Origin of the sequence: Brevibacillus sp. SIMBA_040 (assembly GCF_046535075.1) — a bacterium.
Taxonomy (GTDB): domain Bacteria; phylum Bacillota; class Bacilli; order Brevibacillales; family Brevibacillaceae; genus Brevibacillus.
On sequence record NZ_JAWRXI010000014.1, the window covers coordinates 66,279 to 87,342 of the forward strand.

General features: G+C 46.4%; 21 protein-coding genes. 2 read left to right on the forward strand and 19 right to left on the reverse strand.

Annotated elements, in window-relative coordinates; translation table 11 throughout:
* The first annotated feature begins 6 nt into the window (after positions 1-6).
* Positions 7-759 carry a CAP domain-containing protein gene (locus SB752_RS22180; protein ID WP_410717716.1) on the forward strand — a complete coding sequence of 251 codons (753 nt, stop codon included), beginning with the start codon at positions 7-9 and terminating at the stop codon, positions 757-759.
* Between the two features lie 64 nt (positions 760-823).
* Here the strand turns inward: SB752_RS22180 and SB752_RS22185 are convergent, their stop codons facing one another.
* The 3 genes from SB752_RS22185 to def all read right to left on the reverse strand — a co-directional run bounded on the left by SB752_RS22185 (position 824) and on the right by def (position 2,675).
* A complete protein-coding gene (locus tag SB752_RS22185; protein ID WP_410717717.1) occupies positions 824-1,003 on the reverse strand; it encodes a hypothetical protein in 180 nt (59 codons plus the stop codon).
* 113 nt (positions 1,004-1,116) lie between these two features.
* A complete protein-coding gene (locus SB752_RS22190) occupies positions 1,117-2,127 on the reverse strand; it encodes a homoserine dehydrogenase (protein ID WP_410717718.1) in 1,011 nt (336 codons plus the stop codon).
* Positions 2,128-2,147: 20 nt separating this feature from the next.
* Entirely contained in the window at positions 2,148-2,675 is a 528-nt protein-coding gene (def, locus tag SB752_RS22195) for a peptide deformylase (RefSeq protein ID WP_410717719.1), read from the reverse strand.
* Between the two features lie 181 nt (positions 2,676-2,856).
* On the opposite strand from def, the gene SB752_RS22200 reads away from it, so the two are divergent.
* Positions 2,857-4,167: an aminotransferase class I/II-fold pyridoxal phosphate-dependent enzyme gene (locus tag SB752_RS22200; RefSeq protein WP_410717720.1), complete on the forward strand. Its 1,311-nt coding sequence runs from the start codon at positions 2,857-2,859 to the stop codon at positions 4,165-4,167.
* A 77-nt stretch (positions 4,168-4,244) separates the two neighbouring features.
* Here the strand turns inward: SB752_RS22200 and SB752_RS22205 are convergent, their stop codons facing one another.
* The 16 genes from SB752_RS22205 to SB752_RS22280 all read right to left on the reverse strand — a co-directional run bounded on the left by SB752_RS22205 (position 4,245) and on the right by SB752_RS22280 (position 20,966).
* A complete protein-coding gene (locus tag SB752_RS22205) occupies positions 4,245-5,147 on the reverse strand; it encodes a DMT family transporter (protein ID WP_410717721.1) in 903 nt (300 codons plus the stop codon).
* Positions 5,148-5,253: 106 nt separating this feature from the next.
* Positions 5,254-6,378 carry a GerAB/ArcD/ProY family transporter gene (locus SB752_RS22210; RefSeq protein ID WP_410717722.1) on the reverse strand — a complete coding sequence of 375 codons (1,125 nt, stop codon included), beginning with the start codon at positions 6,376-6,378 and terminating at the stop codon, positions 5,254-5,256.
* Between the two features lie 19 nt (positions 6,379-6,397).
* Complete coding sequence (locus SB752_RS22215) at positions 6,398-6,628, reverse strand: hypothetical protein (protein ID WP_410717723.1); 231 nt, start codon at positions 6,626-6,628, stop codon at positions 6,398-6,400.
* Entirely contained in the window at positions 6,625-7,824 is a 1,200-nt protein-coding gene (locus tag SB752_RS22220; protein ID WP_410717724.1) for a Ger(x)C family spore germination protein, read from the reverse strand. The genes SB752_RS22215 and SB752_RS22220 overlap by 4 nt, the downstream gene beginning before the upstream one ends.
* A 22-nt stretch (positions 7,825-7,846) precedes the next feature.
* Positions 7,847-8,533, reverse strand: coding sequence for a YqjF family protein (locus tag SB752_RS22225; protein WP_410717725.1), 687 nt, complete (start codon positions 8,531-8,533; stop codon positions 7,847-7,849).
* 80 nt (positions 8,534-8,613) lie between these two features.
* Entirely contained in the window at positions 8,614-10,038 is a 1,425-nt protein-coding gene (locus tag SB752_RS22230; protein WP_410717726.1) for an FMN-binding glutamate synthase family protein, read from the reverse strand.
* Positions 10,039-10,073: 35 nt separating this feature from the next.
* A complete protein-coding gene (locus tag SB752_RS22235) occupies positions 10,074-11,252 on the reverse strand; it encodes a Ger(x)C family spore germination protein (RefSeq protein WP_410717727.1) in 1,179 nt (392 codons plus the stop codon).
* Positions 11,249-12,355 carry a GerAB/ArcD/ProY family transporter gene (locus tag SB752_RS22240; RefSeq protein ID WP_410717728.1) on the reverse strand — a complete coding sequence of 369 codons (1,107 nt, stop codon included), beginning with the start codon at positions 12,353-12,355 and terminating at the stop codon, positions 11,249-11,251. Before SB752_RS22240 ends, SB752_RS22235 begins: the two co-directional genes overlap by 4 nt.
* Before the next feature lie 19 nt (positions 12,356-12,374).
* A complete protein-coding gene (locus SB752_RS22245; RefSeq protein WP_410717729.1) occupies positions 12,375-13,502 on the reverse strand; it encodes a GerAB/ArcD/ProY family transporter in 1,128 nt (375 codons plus the stop codon).
* Positions 13,503-13,523: 21 nt separating this feature from the next.
* Positions 13,524-13,742, reverse strand: coding sequence for a hypothetical protein (locus SB752_RS22250; RefSeq protein ID WP_410717730.1), 219 nt, complete (start codon positions 13,740-13,742; stop codon positions 13,524-13,526).
* A complete protein-coding gene (locus SB752_RS22255) occupies positions 13,739-15,277 on the reverse strand; it encodes a spore germination protein (RefSeq protein ID WP_410717779.1) in 1,539 nt (512 codons plus the stop codon). Before SB752_RS22255 ends, SB752_RS22250 begins: the two co-directional genes overlap by 4 nt.
* A gap of 446 nt (positions 15,278-15,723) precedes the next feature.
* Positions 15,724-16,932 (reverse strand): DUF418 domain-containing protein, encoded by a 1,209-nt coding sequence (locus SB752_RS22260; RefSeq protein WP_410717731.1) that lies wholly within the window; start codon positions 16,930-16,932, stop codon positions 15,724-15,726.
* 211 nt (positions 16,933-17,143) lie between these two features.
* A complete protein-coding gene (brnQ, locus tag SB752_RS22265; RefSeq protein WP_410717732.1) occupies positions 17,144-18,460 on the reverse strand; it encodes a branched-chain amino acid transport system II carrier protein in 1,317 nt (438 codons plus the stop codon).
* 227 nt (positions 18,461-18,687) lie between these two features.
* The gene (locus SB752_RS22270; protein ID WP_410717780.1) at positions 18,688-19,431 is read right to left on the reverse strand and encodes a YheC/YheD family protein; all 744 of its coding nucleotides are present in this window, start codon (positions 19,429-19,431) and stop codon (positions 18,688-18,690) included.
* Entirely contained in the window at positions 19,422-19,814 is a 393-nt protein-coding gene (panD, locus tag SB752_RS22275) for an aspartate 1-decarboxylase (protein ID WP_410717733.1), read from the reverse strand. Before panD ends, SB752_RS22270 begins: the two co-directional genes overlap by 10 nt.
* An 87-nt stretch (positions 19,815-19,901) precedes the next feature.
* Positions 19,902-20,966, reverse strand: a complete 1,065-nt coding sequence (locus SB752_RS22280; protein ID WP_410717734.1) for an Ldh family oxidoreductase — start codon at positions 20,964-20,966, stop codon at positions 19,902-19,904.
* Between the last annotated feature and the right edge of the window lie 98 nt (positions 20,967-21,064).

Consider the following 21,064-nt stretch of genomic DNA (forward strand, 5'->3'; position numbering starts at 1 on the left):
GTGAATATGAAACGCTTTGGTACAGCTACCATCGCTATGACTCTAGGATTGGGCTTGGCCCTAACAGGCTTCTCCACCTCAGCTTTTGCTGCATCTACAAATTGCCCAGTTCAATCGAACTTTCAATCTCAATTAACCCCTTTCCTGCAGCAAATGCAAAAATCAAATCAAGCTTCTATGCCAACGTATTCACAGCCCGTTTCTAAACAGAATCAACCATTCAACTTCTTAAATTGCCAACAATTCGCGCCGAAGCAATATTTTGTTCAGCCAACTCAGCAAGCACCTGTACAAGCTCCAGTGCCACAAGCGCCAGTGCAACAGGCCCCTGTACAGCAAGCTCCTGCACAACCAGTAGCTACACCAGCTAACGAAACGAACCAGGCTCAAGCCTCCAATTTCGTAAAGCAAGTTGCTGACTTGGTCAACCAAGAGCGTGCAAAAGCAGGTCTCAAGCCTGTTCAATTGGACTCGGCTCTCTCGGATGTAGCGCTTGCGAAAGCTGCTGACATGTCCAACAATCACTATTTCGATCATAATAGCCCGACATACGGTTCTCCATTTGATATGATGAAAAAGTATGGCATCTCCTTTATGACTGCAGGTGAAAATATTGCCATGGGTCAACGCAGTCCTGAAGAAGTTATGACTCAATGGATGAACAGTGAAGGTCACCGCCAAAACATTATGAATCCTGCCTTCACTAAAATTGGTGTTGGATATACAAATGGTTACTGGGTACAAGAATTTATCGGATAATCACTCAACAAGCGAAAGCCGAGCTTCTCTTCTGTAGAGAGCTCGGCTTTCTTCATGCTCATCCTTATTCTTGTTCAGCCTTGGAAGCCTGTACTTTCTTTGGCGTGTCACAGCTAGACTGCCCGGAACAACAGCAGCTGTCCTGTTCATTCAGAAGTGCCACGTCTTCCTGACCAACTTTTTGCTTGGTTGGATAAGCAGATACTTGCTGCATCTCGGCATTGAAATCAGAATGATTATTCATCCCGCAGGCCTCCTCAGAGTGGTTTTACTCTGTTGCCTGCTTAGTATAAACGAATCTACCTCGGGCATCCGAACAAAACGATGGGAAACGAAAAACGTTTCATGAGAAGTACTTTACCTGCTAATAATATGTTCAAGATCCTTCAAAGCGGCGGCTGCAGCAGCAACCGGGTCCGACTTTCCTCCGACGACCAATAAATCACCCATTACATCTGTTTCGACACGAATGGCCTTCGTCGTACCCGTCACATTGGCAAACGGATGTGACACATTTATCGCCTGTAGAACGACTGCTGCGCTAAGTCCGTTTTCTGTCTTGCGAATACTACCTATCAGCTTAGGGAGCTTTCCTTGCTCCTTCCAAAGCGCCATTTGGTCCGGTGTTACGTCCCGCACACTCATTTTTGGAACATCTGCTAGCTGCAAGGAGGCACCGAAAGCGGCATTTGCCAATATGGTGACCTTGCAAGCCGTATCCCAGCCATCTATGTCGTAGGACGGATCAGGCTCAGCGATCCCTAGCTCTTGAGCACTCCGAATCGCCTCTTCAAGCGACAAGCCTTTCTCCATCATGCTAGTTAATACATAATTTGTCGTCCCTGTAAAAATTCCCTCGATAGCCCGCACTTCACACCCTGCCAGGTTGTACTGCAATAAATCAATCGTAGGCAAAGCGGCTGCTGTTGCTCCACTGATCTTGAGCATGACGTTATTTTGCGAAGCCAGCTTCGACAAACCCGCATAATCAACGACCAGTGCCCCTTTTGAGATCGTGATGGCATGCATCCCTTGTGCTAAAGCCTGTCTTATATAAAGCAGTCCTGAGCCCCCTGTCTGAATGTCAGTGGGACCTGCTTCAATCAGAATATCCGCATGACTTGCAGCCAAAAAAGCAGCTCCATCAAACGTTCCTTTCGTCTGAGCTCTCTGTGCGCCGAAGTCTTCACACTGCCTAGCAGTCAAACCATCAGCTTGCAGACAGCCACCCGCAGAGCGAGCGATGCCTACGAGCCTGACATCAGCCTGATATTTTTCTTTATAAGAAGTGTGTCTGTGTTCTAACAATCGAGCCACTTGCTTGCCTACTGACCCAAATCCCGTAATGACAATGTTCCATCTTCTCATTTTTGTTCCACCCCGTTGTTTCACTTTTTCTGAATCAATCTTCTTTGAAGCAAAATGGGATGGGCGTCTTGCGGCTTCAGTTTTTTTCCCGATCGTGCCGAATACAGTTCATCTACGTAATCAATAAATAGGATTCCCTCGAGATGATCCAGTTCATGTTGAATACAGCGAGCCAATAAATTATCAGCCTCGATCGTAACAGTCTCCCCTCTGCGGTTTAGCGTTTCGACCTTTACATAAGCTGCTCGGGTGATGAACCCTACTACACCTGGTATCGAGAGGCATGCTTCTGGTCCCGTCTGCTCACCTTCTGTTTCGATGATTCGGGGATTGATCAGCTCAGTTAAGCCACTGCCACAGTCCATAACAATCAGCCGTTTCGGTATTCCAATCTGAATAGCTGACAAGCCCGCCCTGCCTTTATCAGCATAAATCGTGTGTGCCAAATCATCTAAAATCTTTTCCGTATGTGTGGTGATCGTTGAGACTTTTTTTGAGACTTCTCGCAAAACCGGATCTCCCAAACGGATAATCTTGTGTTCTGCCATACTCCTCAACCTCCCGCACATCGTACTTCGTCGCTTCCAAGGTAGCAAAGCCACCCCATCCTGTCAAAGGAAATCCGTTCAAAAATCTGAAAAATCGTCCCATGGTAGATGACAAATGCGTGTAGATACGCTATCTTTATTGGTAAACATACAGATGTTCTAAATGAAGAGGGAGGCTATCATGCATTCTATAGCAACACAGCTGAACGAAACGATTCAGCGGGAAAATCCACACGTTTTTGACATGCTGTCCAATATCGGAAAACAGATTTATTTCCCAAAAGAAGGGATTCTTAGCCAGTCTGCTGAAGCAAAAGCGAAAGCAAAAAAATACAATGCTACGATCGGGATTGCTCTCGAAAACGGGCAGCCTATGCATTTGAAAGTTATTCAGGATAACCTGTCTGCTTTTGCGCCAAAAGACTTGTACGAATATGCTCCTCCCGCAGGAAAACCTGAGCTGCGTACCGCTTGGCGTAAAAAAATGATTGAAGAGCAGCCTTCCCTGGCTACAAAATCATTCAGCAATCCGATTGTGACCAATGCCTTGACTCACGGATTGAGCGTTGTGGCTGACCTGTATGCAGATAATGGTGACAGTGTGATCATTCCAGATAAAAACTGGGAAAACTACGAGCTTACTTTCGGCATCCGCCGTGGTGCAGAAATGATGTACTACCCGTTATATAACGATGAAATGAAGTTTAATGCTGCTGGGTTGCGTGACGCGATTCTTGCACAAAAAGAAAAAGGGAAAGCAATCGTTATCCTCAACTTCCCGAACAACCCAACAGGCTATACTCCTGGAGCTGAGGAAGGAAAACAAATCGTAGAAGCACTGAAAGAAGGCGCTGAGGCTGGTATCAATCTCGTGGTTGTAACAGACGACGCTTACTTTGGTCTGTTCTTCGAAGATTCGATGACAGAGTCGATGTTTGCAAACCTGTGCGATTTGCATCCACGTATTCTGCCAATTAAAGTAGATGGTGCAACGAAAGAAGAATATGTATGGGGATTCCGTGTTGGTTTCATTACCTATGCGGCTCCATCCAGCGATCTCTTAAGTGCACTGGAACAAAAAACATTGGGTATTATCCGTGCGACGATTTCCAGTGGTGCACACCCTTCGCAAACCTTTGTTCTGCACGCTCTCACTTCGCCGGAATTCCACGCGCAGAAGCAAGAGAAATTTGAGATCATGAAAGGCCGTGCAAATCGAGTCAAACAACTGCTGGACACTGGCAAGTTTGATGATGCATGGGGCTACTACCCGTTCAACTCCGGCTACTTTATGTGCCTCAAATTGAAAACAGTAGATGCAGAAGCATTGCGTAACCACCTATTGGATCAATACGGAGTCGGTACGATTGCTCTGGGTGAAACAGACCTGCGCGTTGCCTTCTCTTGCATCGAGGAAAATGGAATTGACGAGCTGTTCAACCTCATTTACAGCGGCGTAAAAGATTTGGAAAATGTACTGACCAAATCATAACCAAAAAAGCGTTTTGGCCCTAAAGCCAGAACGCTTTTTTTGATCCAAAAGGCAGGAAAAACTCAGGTTCTCTAACCCTATCTCTGCACGGTCATATCTTTTTGCCGAAATCGCATCGTTCCAACGACAATAGATGCCAGAACCAGAGACATTCCAATCGCATGCATCCATGAGAAAATTTCATTCAGGAACAAAATAGCTACGAGGGCTGCGCTAATTGGCATCATCCCTGTAAACAAACCCGCTTTGGAGGCTTCGACTTTGGCCACTCCTTTATACCAGAGGAAAAAAGAGAGAACACTTGCAGTAATCGCATAATACAAGATCAGTCCCCAGACGCCAGCAGGTACGCTCCCCCATTCAAAGCGAAGTCCCTCCCAGATGGCAAACGGTAAAAATAAGACAAAGCTAATTACATTGATCGCAGCTGTCATCTGGAAAGGCGTAATCTTTCCAGCCAGTCGTTTTGCAAAAATGGTGAATAGCGCCTCACTGACAACCGCCAAGAATACAAGTGCATTACCTAGCATGCTTGCCAACGACTGCTCGACGTTTCCACCTGTGGTGAAGGTGATGAACGCGATACCGCACACTGACAGTAAAATGGCGAACATATTGTTAACCTGCAGCTTTTCCTTGAGAATCCAAAAGGAGAACAAAGCAATACAGGCGGGTACGGTGCTAGTAATAATCCCTGCTGCTGTCGCGCTCGTCCACTGCACCCCGTAAAGCATGCAAATACTAAACAAAAATACGCCGAAAAACGATTGCCAAAATAATACCTTGCCCTCCTCCCGGGTCCAGGAGGTTTTCCATTCGCCACGTGAGGCAAGCAGCGGCAGCAGGATTAGGATGGCGATTAAAAAACGGAGCTCAGAAAACAAAAAAACAGGAACATGCGCTACAATTTCTTTTCCGATGGAAATGTTAATGCCTACAAAAGCCATGGATAGCGCTAATTGAACGTAGGCAAGCAGCATAGCATTCTCTCTCCTTCCTTTTCTCCCTCCTACTATTTTCCATCGCTCATCCAATATCCTTTTTCATTTCTCTTCGTTTCCCTGATTTATTTTACTTATCGCCACCCTATTTTTTCAAATCGGCAGCGTAGGTATTCCCCGTTTTTGATCTGTGCTTCATTCGCAGATGTGCGACGATATAGAGCAATAATGGCAAGAACGAAAAAATCAGTGAGGTTTGAAAGCCAGCCGTTTTTGCTATATTGCTGGATAACGTTGACATATCGGGTGCCGTCCAAAAGCTGAACAAAATGAGCAATAAACCAAGCGGAAAAACAAGAGGTCGGTAGTCGTCTATTCCCATCAATTGAGCTGTTCCGAGGGATAAGGAATAATAGAACATCGACATTTTAACAAAAGCTCCAGCTACCCATATCGCAATCACTACGGCATCGAAGTTCTCAAAAAAATCCGCATAACTAATCATTTGTATGGCTGTGTAGAAGGGGTATGTCATCGCGCCTACCTCTCCTCCGAGTATCAAAAGCGCAGACAGATTCAAAGAAAACAGAGCCATAGCTGCAAATATCACTGTTACAAAGCCGGCTTTCATACCTTTTGTTTGAGAGGGCAAAAATGGTGCTAAAAAAGAAAACAAGATGACTTCACTAAACCACCCTTGAGGGGTTATAGCCCCACGCAATACAGGAATAAAACCATGCTCGAGGACGGGAAAGAAGTTCTCTGTTTTCATAAACGGAATCATTAAAAGAACGACAACCATGTAGAACAAAAATAAGAGAGGAACCAATATCTGAGCAGCACGAGCGAGTACCTCCAGTCCCGCTCGAATCGTGAACGCACAAAGCAGCAGTATGCTTGCCATAACAACAACTAGAGGCGTTTCATGTAAAAAGGAGCCAACAATAAACTCCCCGTACAATCTCAAGATGTTGCCGTTCGTGTAGAGAATATCGTACAAAATAATAAACGCTACGATTTTCCCTGGAATAGCGCCGACTATTTGCGTACTGTATTGGATAATCGTCTGTCTCGGATACAATTCATGTAGTTTGAAAATGAGATAGACCGTCAAAAAACCGACGATGGAGGCACAAACGGGTGACAGCCACATATCCCGCCCTGCGTATTTCGTTGTTATGGTAGGTACGATGAGATCTGCTGTTGCCACAATCACCGGGAACAACAGGAGCCCCATTTGCATTCCGGATATTGTTGTTTTATGTGCCATGTCCTTCACCCTGAAGTTATTAATGTAGTCCTACTATGTTGGAGAGAGGCTTAAAAATGAATAACCACACTTGTGAAGGACCAGGCATATCTGGAAAAAGGAAGAGGAGAGCTCCAATCACCCAGCCCACAACAGTCAAAAAGCAAAACGTAAATTTCGTCCTGCCTGTACTTGCCTTTACTGCTTTTCGATCCACCATCCAGATGATTACAACAACCAAGGTAAGTCCGAGAATAGCCGCCCATTTCACTTTTCTCTCACCTCAGATTCAGGAATTCCTCCTGGAATCGTAGTCAACCCTGGGCGACGTATATAAGCTTTAATTCTTGTCTCGACTTCAATATTTGGAAAGACCTGTTCCCATCTGTCCTTAACTGCCGCGAATTCTCTTGGATACTTACGTCGAAAATGAGTAGCAAAATCAAAAATATCTGCCTTGAGGTCTTTTTGTGCTACCTTGAGTGTACTTTTGACTCGGGTATCAATATCTTCTCTCAGTGCTGTTTCCATAATCTTCATCAGCTTGAGTACTGTAAGATTCAAATTGGTGCCATTTTGAATCAAATCCCCCTCTGTCTCCACTTCAACGACCATTTTCCATTTTCCATTTTCAATGATGGGATCTAGCCTTGTTACTTCCCTAATCGGGTTTAGTGAGACAAAGCCTTTGACTCCCTTTGCTTTGACGGTAACCGTGGTGGCAGATATTTCGTTTCGAATCCACATGGCTCCTCTGGTGTAGCGCTCCGATAACATGCCGCTCATTTTCCCCTGTTTGAATACGGCTGTTCCGATTAGGTAAGGATTGGTTTTCATCGGCTGTGACATCTTTTCCGGCGGCATAATCGATATCATAGGAATAACTGCCGCTCTCGAGCTCCCGTCCAGCATCTTTTGAAGCTCCAGAAGTGTCACCTCCATACCAACATCCAATCCTGTCAGCTTCCGGACCACTTCTGCCGAATTCATTTCTAGCCGCGGTGTTAATTTGAGCAATTCTTTTGCTTTTCCTTTACTTACAAACATGAATGCTCGATTACGCGGCTCTGGATGACGCGTTAAAAAGTCTACCAGCTCAACAATTCCGTGCTTGGCCAATTCTTCTCCATACATGTAAATCTTGCAATGTCCCCAAAAAATGGTTCGCGGCAGATTCGCCTGCATTTTAGATAGAGCATCCGCCACATTTACTCCTTTGGTCGTCCTCATGATAGTCGTAGGGAGATTTCCTCCTCCTCCTCCTCCTCCTCCTCCAGTGGATGAATTACTACCACTCAGCGAACGAGGAACAAAGATTTGGACGGACAGCTCAATTTCTTTCTCGTTTGCCTTGTCGAACGCTACAGCAGTAATAATCGCCAAATCATTGATTTCTGTCCGGTCCCAGCATCCAGCAAGCGATAGCGTGCTCAGAAGGATAACCGGAATGAGAAGCATTCTTTTCATAAGCTCACCACCGCCTCCCCCCTCATTCCAGCCTAGTAATCGGCCAAACATAGCTTTCCACACCACGAGCGTAAAAAGCGTAATCGGGATTTGCCGCAAGAGGGATCGATAAGCTACTTGTCATTGTATTTTCTCTCATGTGGACAGCTGCCTTTTGCAAGACCCATGGCTCGTGATAGACATCCGCGAAATAGAGGCGATTTGCACGCCTACAGCGACAAAAAAGTGTATAGCGTTCCGTGAGCCAATTCTCGATGGCTCCCTCTGCTGCTTCAATCGGCTGTCCACTTGCCTCATATTTGCCCGAAAACTGTACGGACAGACGATTCTTGTCTAGCCTGCGCGACTCAAAGTCAATGGTTTGTCCTTGCCTGGAAAAGCGCATACTGGCATGAGAATAGGGCAGGCGATACCATTGTTTCGCAATTGCTGTTATCAGTGGATTAGAAGCATCTAGCGAGAGGAAATACACACCAGACTTTTGCTTCGCTTTTACGTAGGTCCTCACATTGATCTCCGGAAACGTCGACGTAAACGGGACCATCGGCATTCGCCGTATCCGAACACCGCTCATCAAAAACGGTATGATCCCAAGCCACGCCATGCCATTATACGTGTCTATCTCCAGTTCATTTGGAATGAGACCTCGGAGTAAGCTTGGCGAAACTGCCCAGTGAACAAACAATAAATGCTCCCAAGTCTGTGTCATGATCCATCCCGGCTTATGAAAAGGCTTTTTTATCTGGATGATCTCCCGGTTGATATGAATCCCTCCTCGCCAAAGCCCTCTTATCCCCCATTTTGTCCTTTCGAGGGGGCTTGATACGCCAGAGGGACCCTCGTTACCTTGCTAGTCAATTCATCTAAAGCCACTAGATCATCAATCGACACTTCTGCCAAAGAGGTTTTCCCCATTGCTAATAGGGCGATCTCCATCTCATCTACAAACGCCAGAAAAAAGTTGGTCAAAAAATGTGTCGCTTCATCAGCATTGAATTTTTCTTTCAACGTACCTGGATAATTGGTAAGCATCGTTGGCGGTTCCCAAGGGATTGCTTTGGTTACCTGGTCATGCGTCATCGCCCATAACATTGCTGTTCCCATAAAAATGCCATCTGCCCCCAATGCGATTGCTTTTAAGCATTCTCCTGGATTGTTATAACCACCACCGGACAAAAGCGTGATTTTGTCCTTTACTCCACGCTCCTGTAAATAGCGAACGGCACGTGTCAAAGCGTAAATGGTTGGCAGACCAAAATCATCCTCAAGGATTGGAGGACCGCCTTTGGTACCCGCTTGTCCTCCATCAATACTGATAAAGTCCACACCGGCTTGAATTGCGATCTCTAAATCCGCTTCAAGAATGGCACTCGCACAAATTTTGACCCCAATCGGTACTCCTCCCGTAATCGTGCGCAGCTTGTCAACGAGCTTCAAAAGGTCTTCTTGATTGTTAACCTCTGGCTGTCTGGAAGGAATAACCACCATCTCCTCACCCTCGACCCCCATTAATTTGCTAGCTTTTCCTTTGAGAAACTCAGCGGGAATAAAGCTTGCGGCTGCAGCAGTCGCTCCTTGTCCAAAATGAATTTCGATCGCGTCGGCTTGCTTTAAGGTCTCCGGCTCTTTTGACCATGTCCCGGAGTTGTATTGAATCACCAAGTGCTTGGCGAATTGCCGTTCCTCTGGCAGGAGTGGACCTTCTCCCGTATTTGTGAGCGTCCCTGCGGCGGCTGTCCCTTTTGCAATAGCGATCTTTACACTCTCACTGATCCCGATTCCAAACCCCATCGCCCCTGCCATCACCGGGATGTCGAGCTTCAAAGGTTTTTTGGCTATGGGACCAATCGTAATGCTCATATCGACCTCCTCATCCTCATGGGCAGGCAAGACAGCTAGCTGAGCGGGGGAAAAGATCAGTCCGTCAAAGTTAAGGAATTTACGTGGACTGCCAAATGGACGTTCAATTGCTTGACCTGAAGTCGCACGCAAGCTATTTTCCAGTACGATCCGAGGGCTTACTTTTGTCATGGCAGATACCATTTCAAAGATGTTCTCCGGGTAACGATCTGACATCAAACGCTTCATGAAACGCCCTAGCATCCATTGTGTAATGGAGCGAAAAAACAGGAACAGAATCAGACACAGACAAATCGTTGCCAATATCGTTCCCACGAAAGAGCCTATGAAAAAGGGAATCCATCTACCATCCATGCTATGCCCCCTTTCTGGACTTTTTTATCCAAAGCCTACTTTTTAATGACATCCTCCTCAGGAACCCCCGCAGGTGCTGAGATCAATCCAGGGCGGCGGATTTTAACATTGATTTGGCTACGGACCTCTATCTTCGGAAAAATCTTTTCCCATTGATCTTTGTTTTGCTCCCACTCTTTTGGATACTTCCGGTGAAAAGCACCCGCGAAGTTTGCCACATCTGCCTTCAATCCCTTTTGCAAGGTACCGAGTGAAAAGGTGATTCGGGCTTGAATATCATCCCGAACTGCTTTTTGGACGATGGAGAGCAAGTCAGGATTCATGAGGTTGAGCAATGTGCCGTTTTCTACGACATCACCTTCCGTGTCGACTTTGACCAGCATACTCCATTTTCCATTTTTTATCAGAGGGTCCAGCGTTACACTGGAACGGCTAGGCATCACAGAAACAATTCCGTTGACATGTGGTGGCTGTATCGTTATCGCCGCTTTGGTGACTTCATTTCGTAACCACATAAGTCCGCGTGTTACCTTTGGAGAAATATGACCGATCATTTTATCCTTCTTGAAGACTGCTGTACCAATTAAAATGGATTTGGTTTGGATTTGCGCTGGCGTTTGCAGCTTTGATCCATTCTCAATCATTGGAACCGCTACCGCCTCTGACTCGCTTTTTAGCATGTTTCGGTAATCGACGAGTGTCACCGCCATTCCAATATGGAGACTTGCAAATTCGCGCAGAGCCTCTGCAGAAGATCGCTCAAGCACCGTTTTTAAAGCAAGCCCTTCTTTTGCTTTTCCCCTCGTTACATACAGATAGGCTCGATTCCGGGGACCTGGGTGTCGGACGAGAAAGTCGATGTGTTCCGCCATTCCCTGTTTTGCAGCGTCCTCACCAAACAAATACACCTTGCAATGTCCCCAAAAAATTTTGCGGGAAAGCTTGGCTTGTACTTTGGACATCGCGTCCGAAATATTAACCCCCGTTCCACTGTAAACTGTGGTCAATTCACCACCACTACCACTGCCAGTCCCTCCTTGTCCACTCGTTAGCTCTCGCGGGATAAACACCTGAATACTCAATCTGATCTTCTGGTCTTCCTCATTATCGATTGCTGCCGCGGTAACAATCGCCAAATCATTGATTTCTGTCCGGTCCCAGCACCCGCCAAGCAACAAACTGCAAAAGACAAGAACCACATACTTGGCCCTCATCCGGACCCTACTCCTTTATAGGCCGTGTTGCTTTTTTTTATAGCAGTGATGACTAGCAGAATGACCGGAATTAGACAACAAAACGAAACAAGCAGAACTGGGATGACAAAAAGATGCAAATTCCCTACTACGGCTAAATTAGGCAAGCCCCAAAAGCTAAAGATCACGGTAAGTAAACCAATCGGGAGTACAATTGGTCGATAGGTAGTGAGATTCAACCATTGTGCTGCCCCAAGGACGGTAGCGTAGTAAAACATGGAGACTTTTACAAACGCGCCAATCACCCATATAGCCATGACTCCCGACTCCAGATTTTCAAAAAAGTCAGCGATACTTATATATCTGGCTGTGTCCATCACGGGAAACAGAATCCGTCCCGTCGCATCTCCCATCAAAAAATACGTGACGAGGTTTACCATAATCATAGAGAGCATGACCAGTCCAACCGTTATCATTCCGTATCGCTTTCCTTTTTTCTCGTCTGTGAGGAAGGGCAGCAAAAAGGAGATGAGAAACACCTCACTGAACCATCCTAGGGGAGTAACTGCTCCTTTCAATGTCGGGATCAGACCATTCCCTAAAATAGGAAAAATGTTTCGCGGCTCCAAATCCGGGAAGATAAGCCCAATCATGACCAGCAGAGGAATCACGAACAGCGGAAAAAAAAACTGAGCTGATCTTGCCATTACCTCCACACCTCCCATCACCGCCATGGCACACACGAGTACAAGGACTCCTGAAATCAAACTGAGTGGAGTGTTTACCAGGAAGATAGAAATAAAATCTGCGTATTCGCGAACAATGAAGCCGTTAATCTGCAGGAAAAAGCAAATGTAGAAAAATCCTAGCAACTTGCCAAGCAGTTTGCCAAGGATTTCTTCGCTCTGCTCGATAAACGTTTTTTGGGGATATTTTGCGTGCAGCTGGTGGGTAACGTACACGCAAAGAAATCCGATAAGAGCGGCCCATATTGGTGAGATCCACAAGTCATTCATTGCTTCCTTCGCCATTATATTTGGTCCAGCCAGCATCGCCGTAGACATCATGACCGGATAAATCGTCATCACCATTTGCAATGCTGATATTTTTCCTGTCTCCAGCATGTCTTTTTGATCCCCCTGACTAGGATTCGGTGCCATCTGTCAGTGCGGTGCGCCCTGTCTGACTTGCCTCATCTCTTTTTTGCCAAAAAGCAAGGATCAGCAGCAGGAGAGGAAAGACCGTTTGAACAAGTGGGCCGTAGAATGGAAAGGCGAAAGTATCGAACTGGCTAACGTGAAGCTGGTCCGGGATCGACCAAAACCCCATGATAACGACCAATATGCCAAATGGCAGGACAAGTGGACGATAGTCATGAAGCCCAAGCAGCTGACTCGTTCCAATGACGGTAGCGTAATAAAATACACTGATTTTTTGGTACAACCCGATAATCCAAATTCCCATAACAACTGAATCCAGGTTCTGAAAGAAATCGGCAACACTGATGTAGCGAAATGCGACCATCACCGGGTACAGAAAATCTCCGGCCTGTCTTCCCATAACAAGCAGAATGAACAAATTGATAATCGTAAGTAGCATCATGGTCCCAAATACGCTCAGCATGCCTGCGCGCATACTTTTTTCCTGATTTGATACAAAAGGAAGAAAGTATGTCATCAAAAAGACTTCACTAAACCATGCTTGTGGAGAAGCAGCCCCCAGAAACGTTGGCTTTAGACCATGCTCCAGTACGGGAAACAGATATTGAAGCTTCATTGACCCGAATAAAGATGGCATGAGAGCGACAGGTATCAGAAAAATGATGAAAAAGAATTGTGCTGTCCTCCCTAATACTTCCCCCCCTCCTTTGACTGCGAGTGCAGCAACCAACACCATACTGATCATGACAACACTAATTGGTGTTCTCGTGAGGAAATTGCCAACGACAAATTCAGCGTAGCCTCTTACAATCAGACCAGTCAGATGTAAATAGAAAAAAATAAAAAAGAGACTCACGACCTTGCCAAGAAATCTCCCCAAAATGGTTTGACTGTATTGGATTATGGATTGATTCGGATATAACTGGTGCAGCCGATAAGCGATATACACCGTTACGTAGCCGATGATCGACGCCCAGATTGGCGAGAGCCACAGATCATTTTGCGCATATTTTCCGGTTATCCCGGGGATTACCGTAACAGCGGATGCGGAGATGGCAAAAAACATCAACAAGCCCATCTGTCCGGCCGATATTTTCTCGTTACCGAGCATCTTCCCACCCTCTTCTATACATTACTCGAGCATTTTCGAAAACGGCTTGAAGAGTGATTCGATCATTGTGGTAGGGCCTGGAAGATTGGGAAGGTCAAACAGCGAAAGAAACCATCCCATAAACACAAGCACGAAGAAGCTCAGCTTGTCTTTCTTCGGGAGCGGCTTTAGCTTGGGCCACTCGTAAATGATAATTAGCCCAACCAACGTGCTCATGCCCAACAACAGCCCCCATTTCATGATGTGTCGCCTCCTTTCGATGGATCAGGCTTTAATCCCTGAGCTTGCCGGTACATATTTGATTCACCAGTCAAACGCGGTCTTGTATTCAGCATCCACCAAGGTGCACGAACAAGTGCATCCTTCAATTCCTTTCCTTTCATTGGGGCAAACGGAGTCAAATATGGCACGCCAACAGAGCGGATCGTACACAAGTGGACGACCGTCGCAATAATACCTAGCATGATGCCCAAAAGGCCTAACGTACCCGCAAGAAACATCATGGGAAAGCGCAAAAGTCTGATTGCAATCCCTGCAATGTAGTGCGGAATCATAAAGGATGCAATCCCCGTAATGGCTACCACGATAACCATTGGAGCCGAAACCAAACCAGCCTGAACCGCAGCCTGTCCAATTACCAATGCTCCGACGATACTTACAGCAGCACCTACCTGCTTTGGGAGTCTCACTCCCGCTTCACGCAACGCTTCGAAGGTTATCTCCATAATCAAAGCTTCAACTAAAGCAGGGAACGGAACAGCTTCCCGCGAAGATGCCATACTGATTAATAACGATGTTGGAACCATCTCGTGGTGAAAGGTAATTAGCGCTACATAAAGGGATGGCAGTAATAAAGACATGAGTGTGAATACATATCGCAGCAAGCGGATCGCCGTACTGGCAAAGGAACGCTGATAGTAATCCTCGCTCGATTGCAAGAGGGCTATCAATGTGGTCGGAGCAATCAAGATGAACGGCGTGCCATCCACCAGGATCGCTACTCGACCTTCCAGTAAGTTCCCGCACGCAACGTCTGGTCTCTCTGTGCTCAATATTTGTGGAAACGGTGAGCCAGGATGATCTTCTATCAGTTCTTCAATGTATCCACTTTCCAACACGCCATCAATATCTATTCGGTTTAATCTAGCCTTTAGCTCGGTTACCAAGGTCGGGTCGACTATGCCATCAATATAGGCAAGAATTACTTTTGTTTTGGTGTACCCGCCTATTTGCATCAGCTCCATCTTCAGCGCTGGACTTTTGATGAGTCTTCGGAGCAACGAGGTGTTGACGTTTAGGGATTCGGTAAAGCCCTCACGCGGTCCTCGCACGACTCCTTCTGCGACAGGCTCTTCGATCGCACGCTTCTCCCACTTCTCCAACCCAAAAGAAAGTGCTGCTTCTTGCTGATCGATCAAAAGAACTGGACAGCCGTTTGAGATGGACTCTATACAATCCTCAAGCGTAGTGATTTCCCGCCATTTTGAGACCGTAATCGTCTTTTCCACGAGCTTGCGTGCATTCGTCTCTTTGGATATCTTCCCATTCATCAAGGAGGACAGGACACTTCTGTCTAGCTCCTCTGTGTTTGAGAGGCCATCTATGTAAATCACAAGTGCTTTCGTCGAGCCGCCAATAAGAAAGGATCGGTAAACGACATCCGTACAATTGGTGTATAGCTCGCGCAGGACGGCTTCGTTCGCTGCAAGCTCTTTCGCTATCTGCGTGCTTGACTCGGGCTTTTGCTGTTGCTGTTGCAGCTTTTGTTTATTCATCCTCCACCATTTGCGTGCGTTCCGATTCACCCAGCCACCCCTCCTCTCGACGATCCACGGACGAAGATAGGGAAATTTTGCCCATTTGGCACCACTTTTATCCTGCTATTTCCATGCATAAAAAAACCTCTATCGAAGACTTCTCAAAGATGAGCGACCGCGCTTTAGCGGTTGGTTTTACCGAAGTAATGCCAGAAGCGGACCCTGAGGCACCTTGTTATGCGTTCCAGAAAATTTAAGCAATGACGTTTTCTCACGGTGAAGCAATTAAACTTTCTTACACGTTAAAAAAACCTCTATCGAAGACTTCTCAAAGATGAGCGACCGATCTTTTTCCCAAAAAAGAAAAACGCCCAGTTTAACTGGACGCTTTTGAACGTAACCATTTCCATAGGTAACAATAACAGGATGTCAGGATAAGAACGATTACAATCGTCAAAATCGTATCAAATCTCATGATTTCCTCCATTCCTTTTCATTGGCATGATTCTCGCGTAGGTCAAACAACGCCACAGCCATTCAGCGGGTCCAAACTGATAGTGAGTCAGCCACCATTCGCTCACCACAATCTGCAGTGGAAACAGGAGCAAGCAGTACACAAGCCCGACCAGTAAGCTCAGTGATCCATACATCTTGAAAACCGCGACCAGCACGAGTGTAACAATGGTTTGTGCCAAATAATTTGAGAGAGCCATTCTACCGACTGCCTCCAAATGCTTCATTCCTTTTTGTAAAGCGCCTTTCTCGTATAGGAAGAGAAATGAACAAATGTAGAAAGCACTTAGGGTCAGGCCACTCCAGTTCACAAATATGAGTACTGCCACATTATCTGGTGCAGGGAATTGGACATATCCGCTTTTCACTAGGGGAATGAGCGCAACAAAAACAAGACTAAACAATAACGTCATCCACCAAACTCGTTTAATAGCATCGCGGTTTAGTCCATTTGCCGAAAAGACACCACGTCTGGCAGCAAGCAAGCCGAACAAAAAAAGCGGGAAGACAGTCAAAATAGCCAGAAATTCATTGGATGCGACGATGGGGAATTCATGAGCGATTCGAAATTGCATCCATTCTCCCCAGTTCCCACTTGAATATGCTGCCACCGCCCTCTGGGCAAGGGCATGTGAATCACTACCGACCACTGATGGATCAGCGGGAATGAACAGCAAGAGTGCGTACATGACTTGCACCATGATCAGTAAAGACCAAGCCCAATTGCGAATCGTTTTATCCGCTCGTTTAAAAAACAACAACAGCATCATACCGGCGATTGCATACGTGTGCAAAATGTCGCCATACCAGAAAAAAACAAGATGAATGGCACCAATCAAAAACAGGACAGTAACTCTTCGCAAAAAAAATGTGTTCTTCGGCAGTCCCTTTTGCTCTGCACGATTCATGAACAAATAAAAGCCCGCCCCAAACAAAAACGAGAAAATCGTGTAAAACTTCGTTTGTACAAACATATCAAACAACAACCGTATCCATGCATCTGAAATCGAATGTTCATAAGGGAGTCCATTCGCAGGAAGAAACAAGATCGGATGTAAAAAAGTCGGCATGTTTACTAGCAAAATCCCAAACAAGGCAAAGCCTCGTATACCATCCAGCTGATGGATACGATCTGCCTCCAGCACAGGAGTACCTCTCACTTCTCTCTTCCTCTCTAACACGTGTTATATCAGTACACTCTTATTACGACTGGAAATGAAAAAAGTAACAAAACGTTCATAACCGTTTTCCCCTCTCGTCGGGGGACAAAAGTGTTTGACCGCGGGCGATCACATCCACTTTTATGAAAAACGTCGAGACGTTTTTCACAGAAAAAAGGAAGCCTCCTCTTCGTGAAGCTTCCTTTCTATCTCAATTCTCTCTCGTTCTGTTTTTGAAATCGAATAGCATCCCTGCGCATCCAGCCAGCAAAGCAGGCATGACCCACCCCGCACCTTCCTTGTAAAACGGAAGCTCTATTAACCACTTGTCCCATTGATGCGTGAGAAAAGTCGTATTAACGAGGTCAACCAGGCCAAATAAGGCAACTACCCCAACAGCTGTAATATACACAAACGAATGCGGCGGAATAAAGCGTTCTGCTAGCCCCAGGAGAATCAGGACAATCGCCATCGGATAGATCAGCCCCAGTATCGGTACAGATACGCTTAAAATCTGAGTTAACCCCAAGTCGGCAACACCCATGCTCGCGATACATAGGATTGTCACCCACCATGAGTAGCTCAACTTGCCAAAAATCTGATGAAAGTACTGGCTGCACGATGTGACCAGCCCGGTCGATACACACAAGCATGCGACGGTAAAAATGACACCCAGAATAAGAGTACCACTTTCTCCAAACAGCTTACTCATTAGTAGTGTCAAGATTTGTGCTCCATTTTCAGCCTTCTCTTCAGAAAGATGTGTTGAACCGAGAACGCCTAATATCACGTAAATTACGGTTAACAGTATACCTGCTCCAAGACCTGCAAGCACCATGTAGGAAGATAAGCTCTTTTTATCCTCGACGCCTTTATTTCTGAGCGTATTGGCAACCACGATACCAAAAACAAGAGCAGCCAATGCATCCATGGTCAAATACCCGTCCAGAAACCCTTGGATGACAGGTTGAGATGCATAATTGCCAGTTGGCTCAGTGGCACTCCCAAGCGGAGTAATCCAGCTTTTTACATAAATGATGCCGATCAACGCCAGCAGGGTCGGCGTCAGCAGCTTGCCAAACCGATCCACCAATTTGGAAGGCGACAAGCTGAACCACCAGACAATGGCGAAAAAAATCAACGAATACACCAAAAGACTGGATTCGGAATGGGCCCATTGCTCCGGTAAAAAAGGCTCCATCCCCATTTCAAAAGCGAGACTGCCAGCACGCGGAATAGCCAAGCCTGGTCCAATTGAAACATAAATTAAAAACGGAAAAATAAGAGCAAAAAGACCATGGACTCGACCTGCTAATCCTGGAAAGCTCCCGGCTTTTGCAATGGCAACAACGCCGAGAATCGGCAGCCCGACCGCTGACAGAATAAAGCCGATGAGAGACAACCACGCTTGATCCCCAGAAGACTGCCCGAGAAAAGGTGGAAAAATGAGGTTACCGGCACCAAAGAACATGGAAAAAAGCATGAAGCTCACAAAAATGATGTCTTTTTTTGATAGTAATGTTCTCAAGAAGTATACATCCCCTCATCATAATCAGCTGGATTCTATCAGCTTTTTTCCTCATATGCCAGTGCTTATCCCTTATTCGAAATTGCAAGTTGATTTTACTTTGTTTCATGAATTTGAAACAATCGATCAATTATCGCTTCATCACTCCCAGGACCAGTTGAAATAACCAAAAAAAGAAGGGATTGCCATTGTACTGGCGCTCCCTTTTGTTAGCCCTCAAGCATTTTTTAGTATTTTGCCTGCATCGCTCTGATGCGACGATAGAAGGTCTGATCCTGTAGCTGGCGGAAAAGAGATAAGGATGGGCGAAAATTCGCTTCAATGATCCACGGCTTTGCATGGATATCGATGCCCAAATCCAATCCGATCTCTCGCAAACTCGGGTACGCTTTTCCCAAACAGTTTGCAGCAGCAAGCGATACTTTCCGTACCTCCGGCAATAGGTACATGGAAGGCGGTACATTCGATTTGCGTATGGCGGTACGAATGGGTAAAACTCTACCTCTGCTTCTGGCTACATTGGTCACGACATACCCAGCTCCTGCGACCTTGGCAACCCAGCCTGTGATGATCCACGGCGATTTCTTGTTCAACCGTTGAACCATCACGCGTACGTCAAATGGCTTCCCGTCAATTCTTCCTAAAGGGATACGTGGTTGGAGCAAGTATGGCTTGGGACGAAATAGAGATTTCACATATCGAACCGTGTTCTCTTTCCCATCCACGACTCGCCTTTTGCTTCCTGCGTGCACGAGATATTGGTCTTCCCCTTTACTCGTGAGCTGGATGATTCCTGCTCCACCGCCTCCCCCTGAGGGCTTCAGCATCACTCGTTTATAAGTCTTTGCATACTCCCACAAGCCTTCTGGAGTAAACAGCTGCGTTCTTGGCAGATGCTCTAGCAGGAACTTATCTTTTATCAGGTGTTGATGCTTGCCCCATTTCCCTACGTTTGGCGCTTTTATGGCGATGTCTCCCCATTCGTAATGAGATGGTGCTCCTCTATTTTCGTAATCTGGTTTTTCTCATCGACAAATACCACTTTCGGCACCAGATTGTCTACCTCGCACTCATCGTACATCCCCATACTGAGAATAATCACAATATCTCCTGGGGAAAAGAGATGCGCTGGCGGTCCGTTCAAGCAAATCTTTCCCGTTCCTTCTGGTGCTGGCAAAGCATATGTCTTCCAGCGCGTTGCATTGCGCAAACTCGTTATTTGCACGATTTCATATGGCTTGATGTCAGCCGCTTTCAGTAGCAGAGAATCAATCGTAATGCTGCCTACATAGTCTAGTTCTGCCTGTGTTACGGTTGCCCGATGAATTTTTCCTTTACACATATGTCGTTGCAATGCCTATACTCTCCTTTCCAACCACTGACACCAGTCTATGTGGAAAAGGATGTCCATGAAACCAGAAGCAATCAGCTAATAGCAAATTCAAGGGGTCAAGTGGGCATCGCCAAAGTTAAAGCCATAAGTAGCGCATAGCTGTGTCAATTCTTCCACGACATTTGCCGAATAAGGAATCCCGTTTTTCAAGCGCTCCTGCCGTTTTCTACTCTCAATCTCGCCTGGAATCAAGATCTCGGTTGTCCCTTCCTTTTTAGGTCCGCTCTTTACTTGGCGAATGTACTCGTCCATGTTTTGCTGAAAGACAGGCAAAGGCATAAACCTCTGAATATCGATTACGAAAAAAATATGTCCTACGTTCTGTGGGTGCTCCCAGTTGTCATACAGGCTTTTGACGCCTGGACCAAATGCAGCGCCAGTCAGCAATCCGCATAACAAATCAATAAACATGGCAAGTCCATAACCTTTTGCTCCTCCAATGGGAAGCAGTGAGCCAAGCAGTGCTTGTTCTGGCTTCGTAGTCGGCAGGCCATCTTTATCGATCGCCCAATCCGCCGGAATCGCTTCTCCTTTTTTGGCTGCCATTACAATTCTTCCGCGCGCAGTCACACTTGTGGCCATGTCGAGCAAAAACGATGGCTCCTCGCCAGCTGGAATACCTACAGCGATCGGATTTGTACCCAAAAAAGGACGAATTCCCCCTGATGGCGCCATCGATTCCGGAGCATTTGTCAAAACTAACAAAATAAGCCCCTCTGCTATCGCTCGCTCCGCGTAATACGAGCATGTACCGAAATGATTGGAGTGACGCACCCCTACGAAGCCGATCCCTGTCTGACGTGCGAGCTTTATCGCCTGTTCTAGTGCCATCAATCCGACCACGGCACCAAGCTGATTTTTGCCGTCAACAAGTGCTGTTGCTCCTTCTTGTATTACAAGCTGTGGTTCCTCTACTCGTTCGATCAACCCTGCCTCAATCCGCTTTACATAGATCGGCATCCGCGATAGGCCATGTGACTCAATACCTCGAAGATCAGCATGCACGAGCGACTCTGCAACCACCTTGGCCTTCGCTGCGGAAACGCCTGTTTGCTCGAATATTTCCGTCGCGAGCGTCTCCAGTTTGGTCCAACAGAAGCGTGTTGGAATCACTTTCAATGTCCCTCCCCTTTCAACCTGCATCCCCTTCGTTCCCATCCTGATCTGAATATAGATATGTTCACGCCCTTGGTGCGGACACAGTCAATGAC

What these genes read in the sequence shown, in the direction of transcription:
- SB752_RS22180 (WP_410717716.1), top strand. Translation starts at nt 7, where the DNA reads ATGAAACGCTTTGGTACAGCTACCATCGCTATGACTCTAGGATTGGGC.
- SB752_RS22185 (WP_410717717.1), bottom strand. Translation starts at nt 1,003, where the DNA reads ATGAATAATCATTCTGATTTCAATGCCGAGATGCAGCAAGTATCTGCT.
- SB752_RS22190 (WP_410717718.1), bottom strand. Translation starts at nt 2,127, where the DNA reads ATGAGAAGATGGAACATTGTCATTACGGGATTTGGGTCAGTAGGCAAG.
- def (WP_410717719.1), bottom strand. Translation starts at nt 2,675, where the DNA reads ATGGCAGAACACAAGATTATCCGTTTGGGAGATCCGGTTTTGCGAGAA.
- SB752_RS22200 (WP_410717720.1), top strand. Translation starts at nt 2,857, where the DNA reads ATGCATTCTATAGCAACACAGCTGAACGAAACGATTCAGCGGGAAAAT.
- SB752_RS22205 (WP_410717721.1), bottom strand. Translation starts at nt 5,147, where the DNA reads ATGCTGCTTGCCTACGTTCAATTAGCGCTATCCATGGCTTTTGTAGGC.
- SB752_RS22210 (WP_410717722.1), bottom strand. Translation starts at nt 6,378, where the DNA reads ATGGCACATAAAACAACAATATCCGGAATGCAAATGGGGCTCCTGTTG.
- SB752_RS22220 (WP_410717724.1), bottom strand. Translation starts at nt 7,824, where the DNA reads ATGAAAAGAATGCTTCTCATTCCGGTTATCCTTCTGAGCACGCTATCG.
- SB752_RS22225 (WP_410717725.1), bottom strand. Translation starts at nt 8,533, where the DNA reads ATGACACAGACTTGGGAGCATTTATTGTTTGTTCACTGGGCAGTTTCG.
- SB752_RS22230 (WP_410717726.1), bottom strand. Translation starts at nt 10,038, where the DNA reads ATGGATGGTAGATGGATTCCCTTTTTCATAGGCTCTTTCGTGGGAACG.
- SB752_RS22235 (WP_410717727.1), bottom strand. Translation starts at nt 11,252, where the DNA reads ATGAGGGCCAAGTATGTGGTTCTTGTCTTTTGCAGTTTGTTGCTTGGC.
- SB752_RS22240 (WP_410717728.1), bottom strand. Translation starts at nt 12,355, where the DNA reads ATGCTGGAGACAGGAAAAATATCAGCATTGCAAATGGTGATGACGATT.
- SB752_RS22245 (WP_410717729.1), bottom strand. Translation starts at nt 13,502, where the DNA reads ATGCTCGGTAACGAGAAAATATCGGCCGGACAGATGGGCTTGTTGATG.
- SB752_RS22250 (WP_410717730.1), bottom strand. Translation starts at nt 13,742, where the DNA reads ATGAAATGGGGGCTGTTGTTGGGCATGAGCACGTTGGTTGGGCTAATT.
- SB752_RS22255 (WP_410717779.1), bottom strand. Translation starts at nt 15,277, where the DNA reads ATGAATAAACAAAAGCTGCAACAGCAACAGCAAAAGCCCGAGTCAAGC.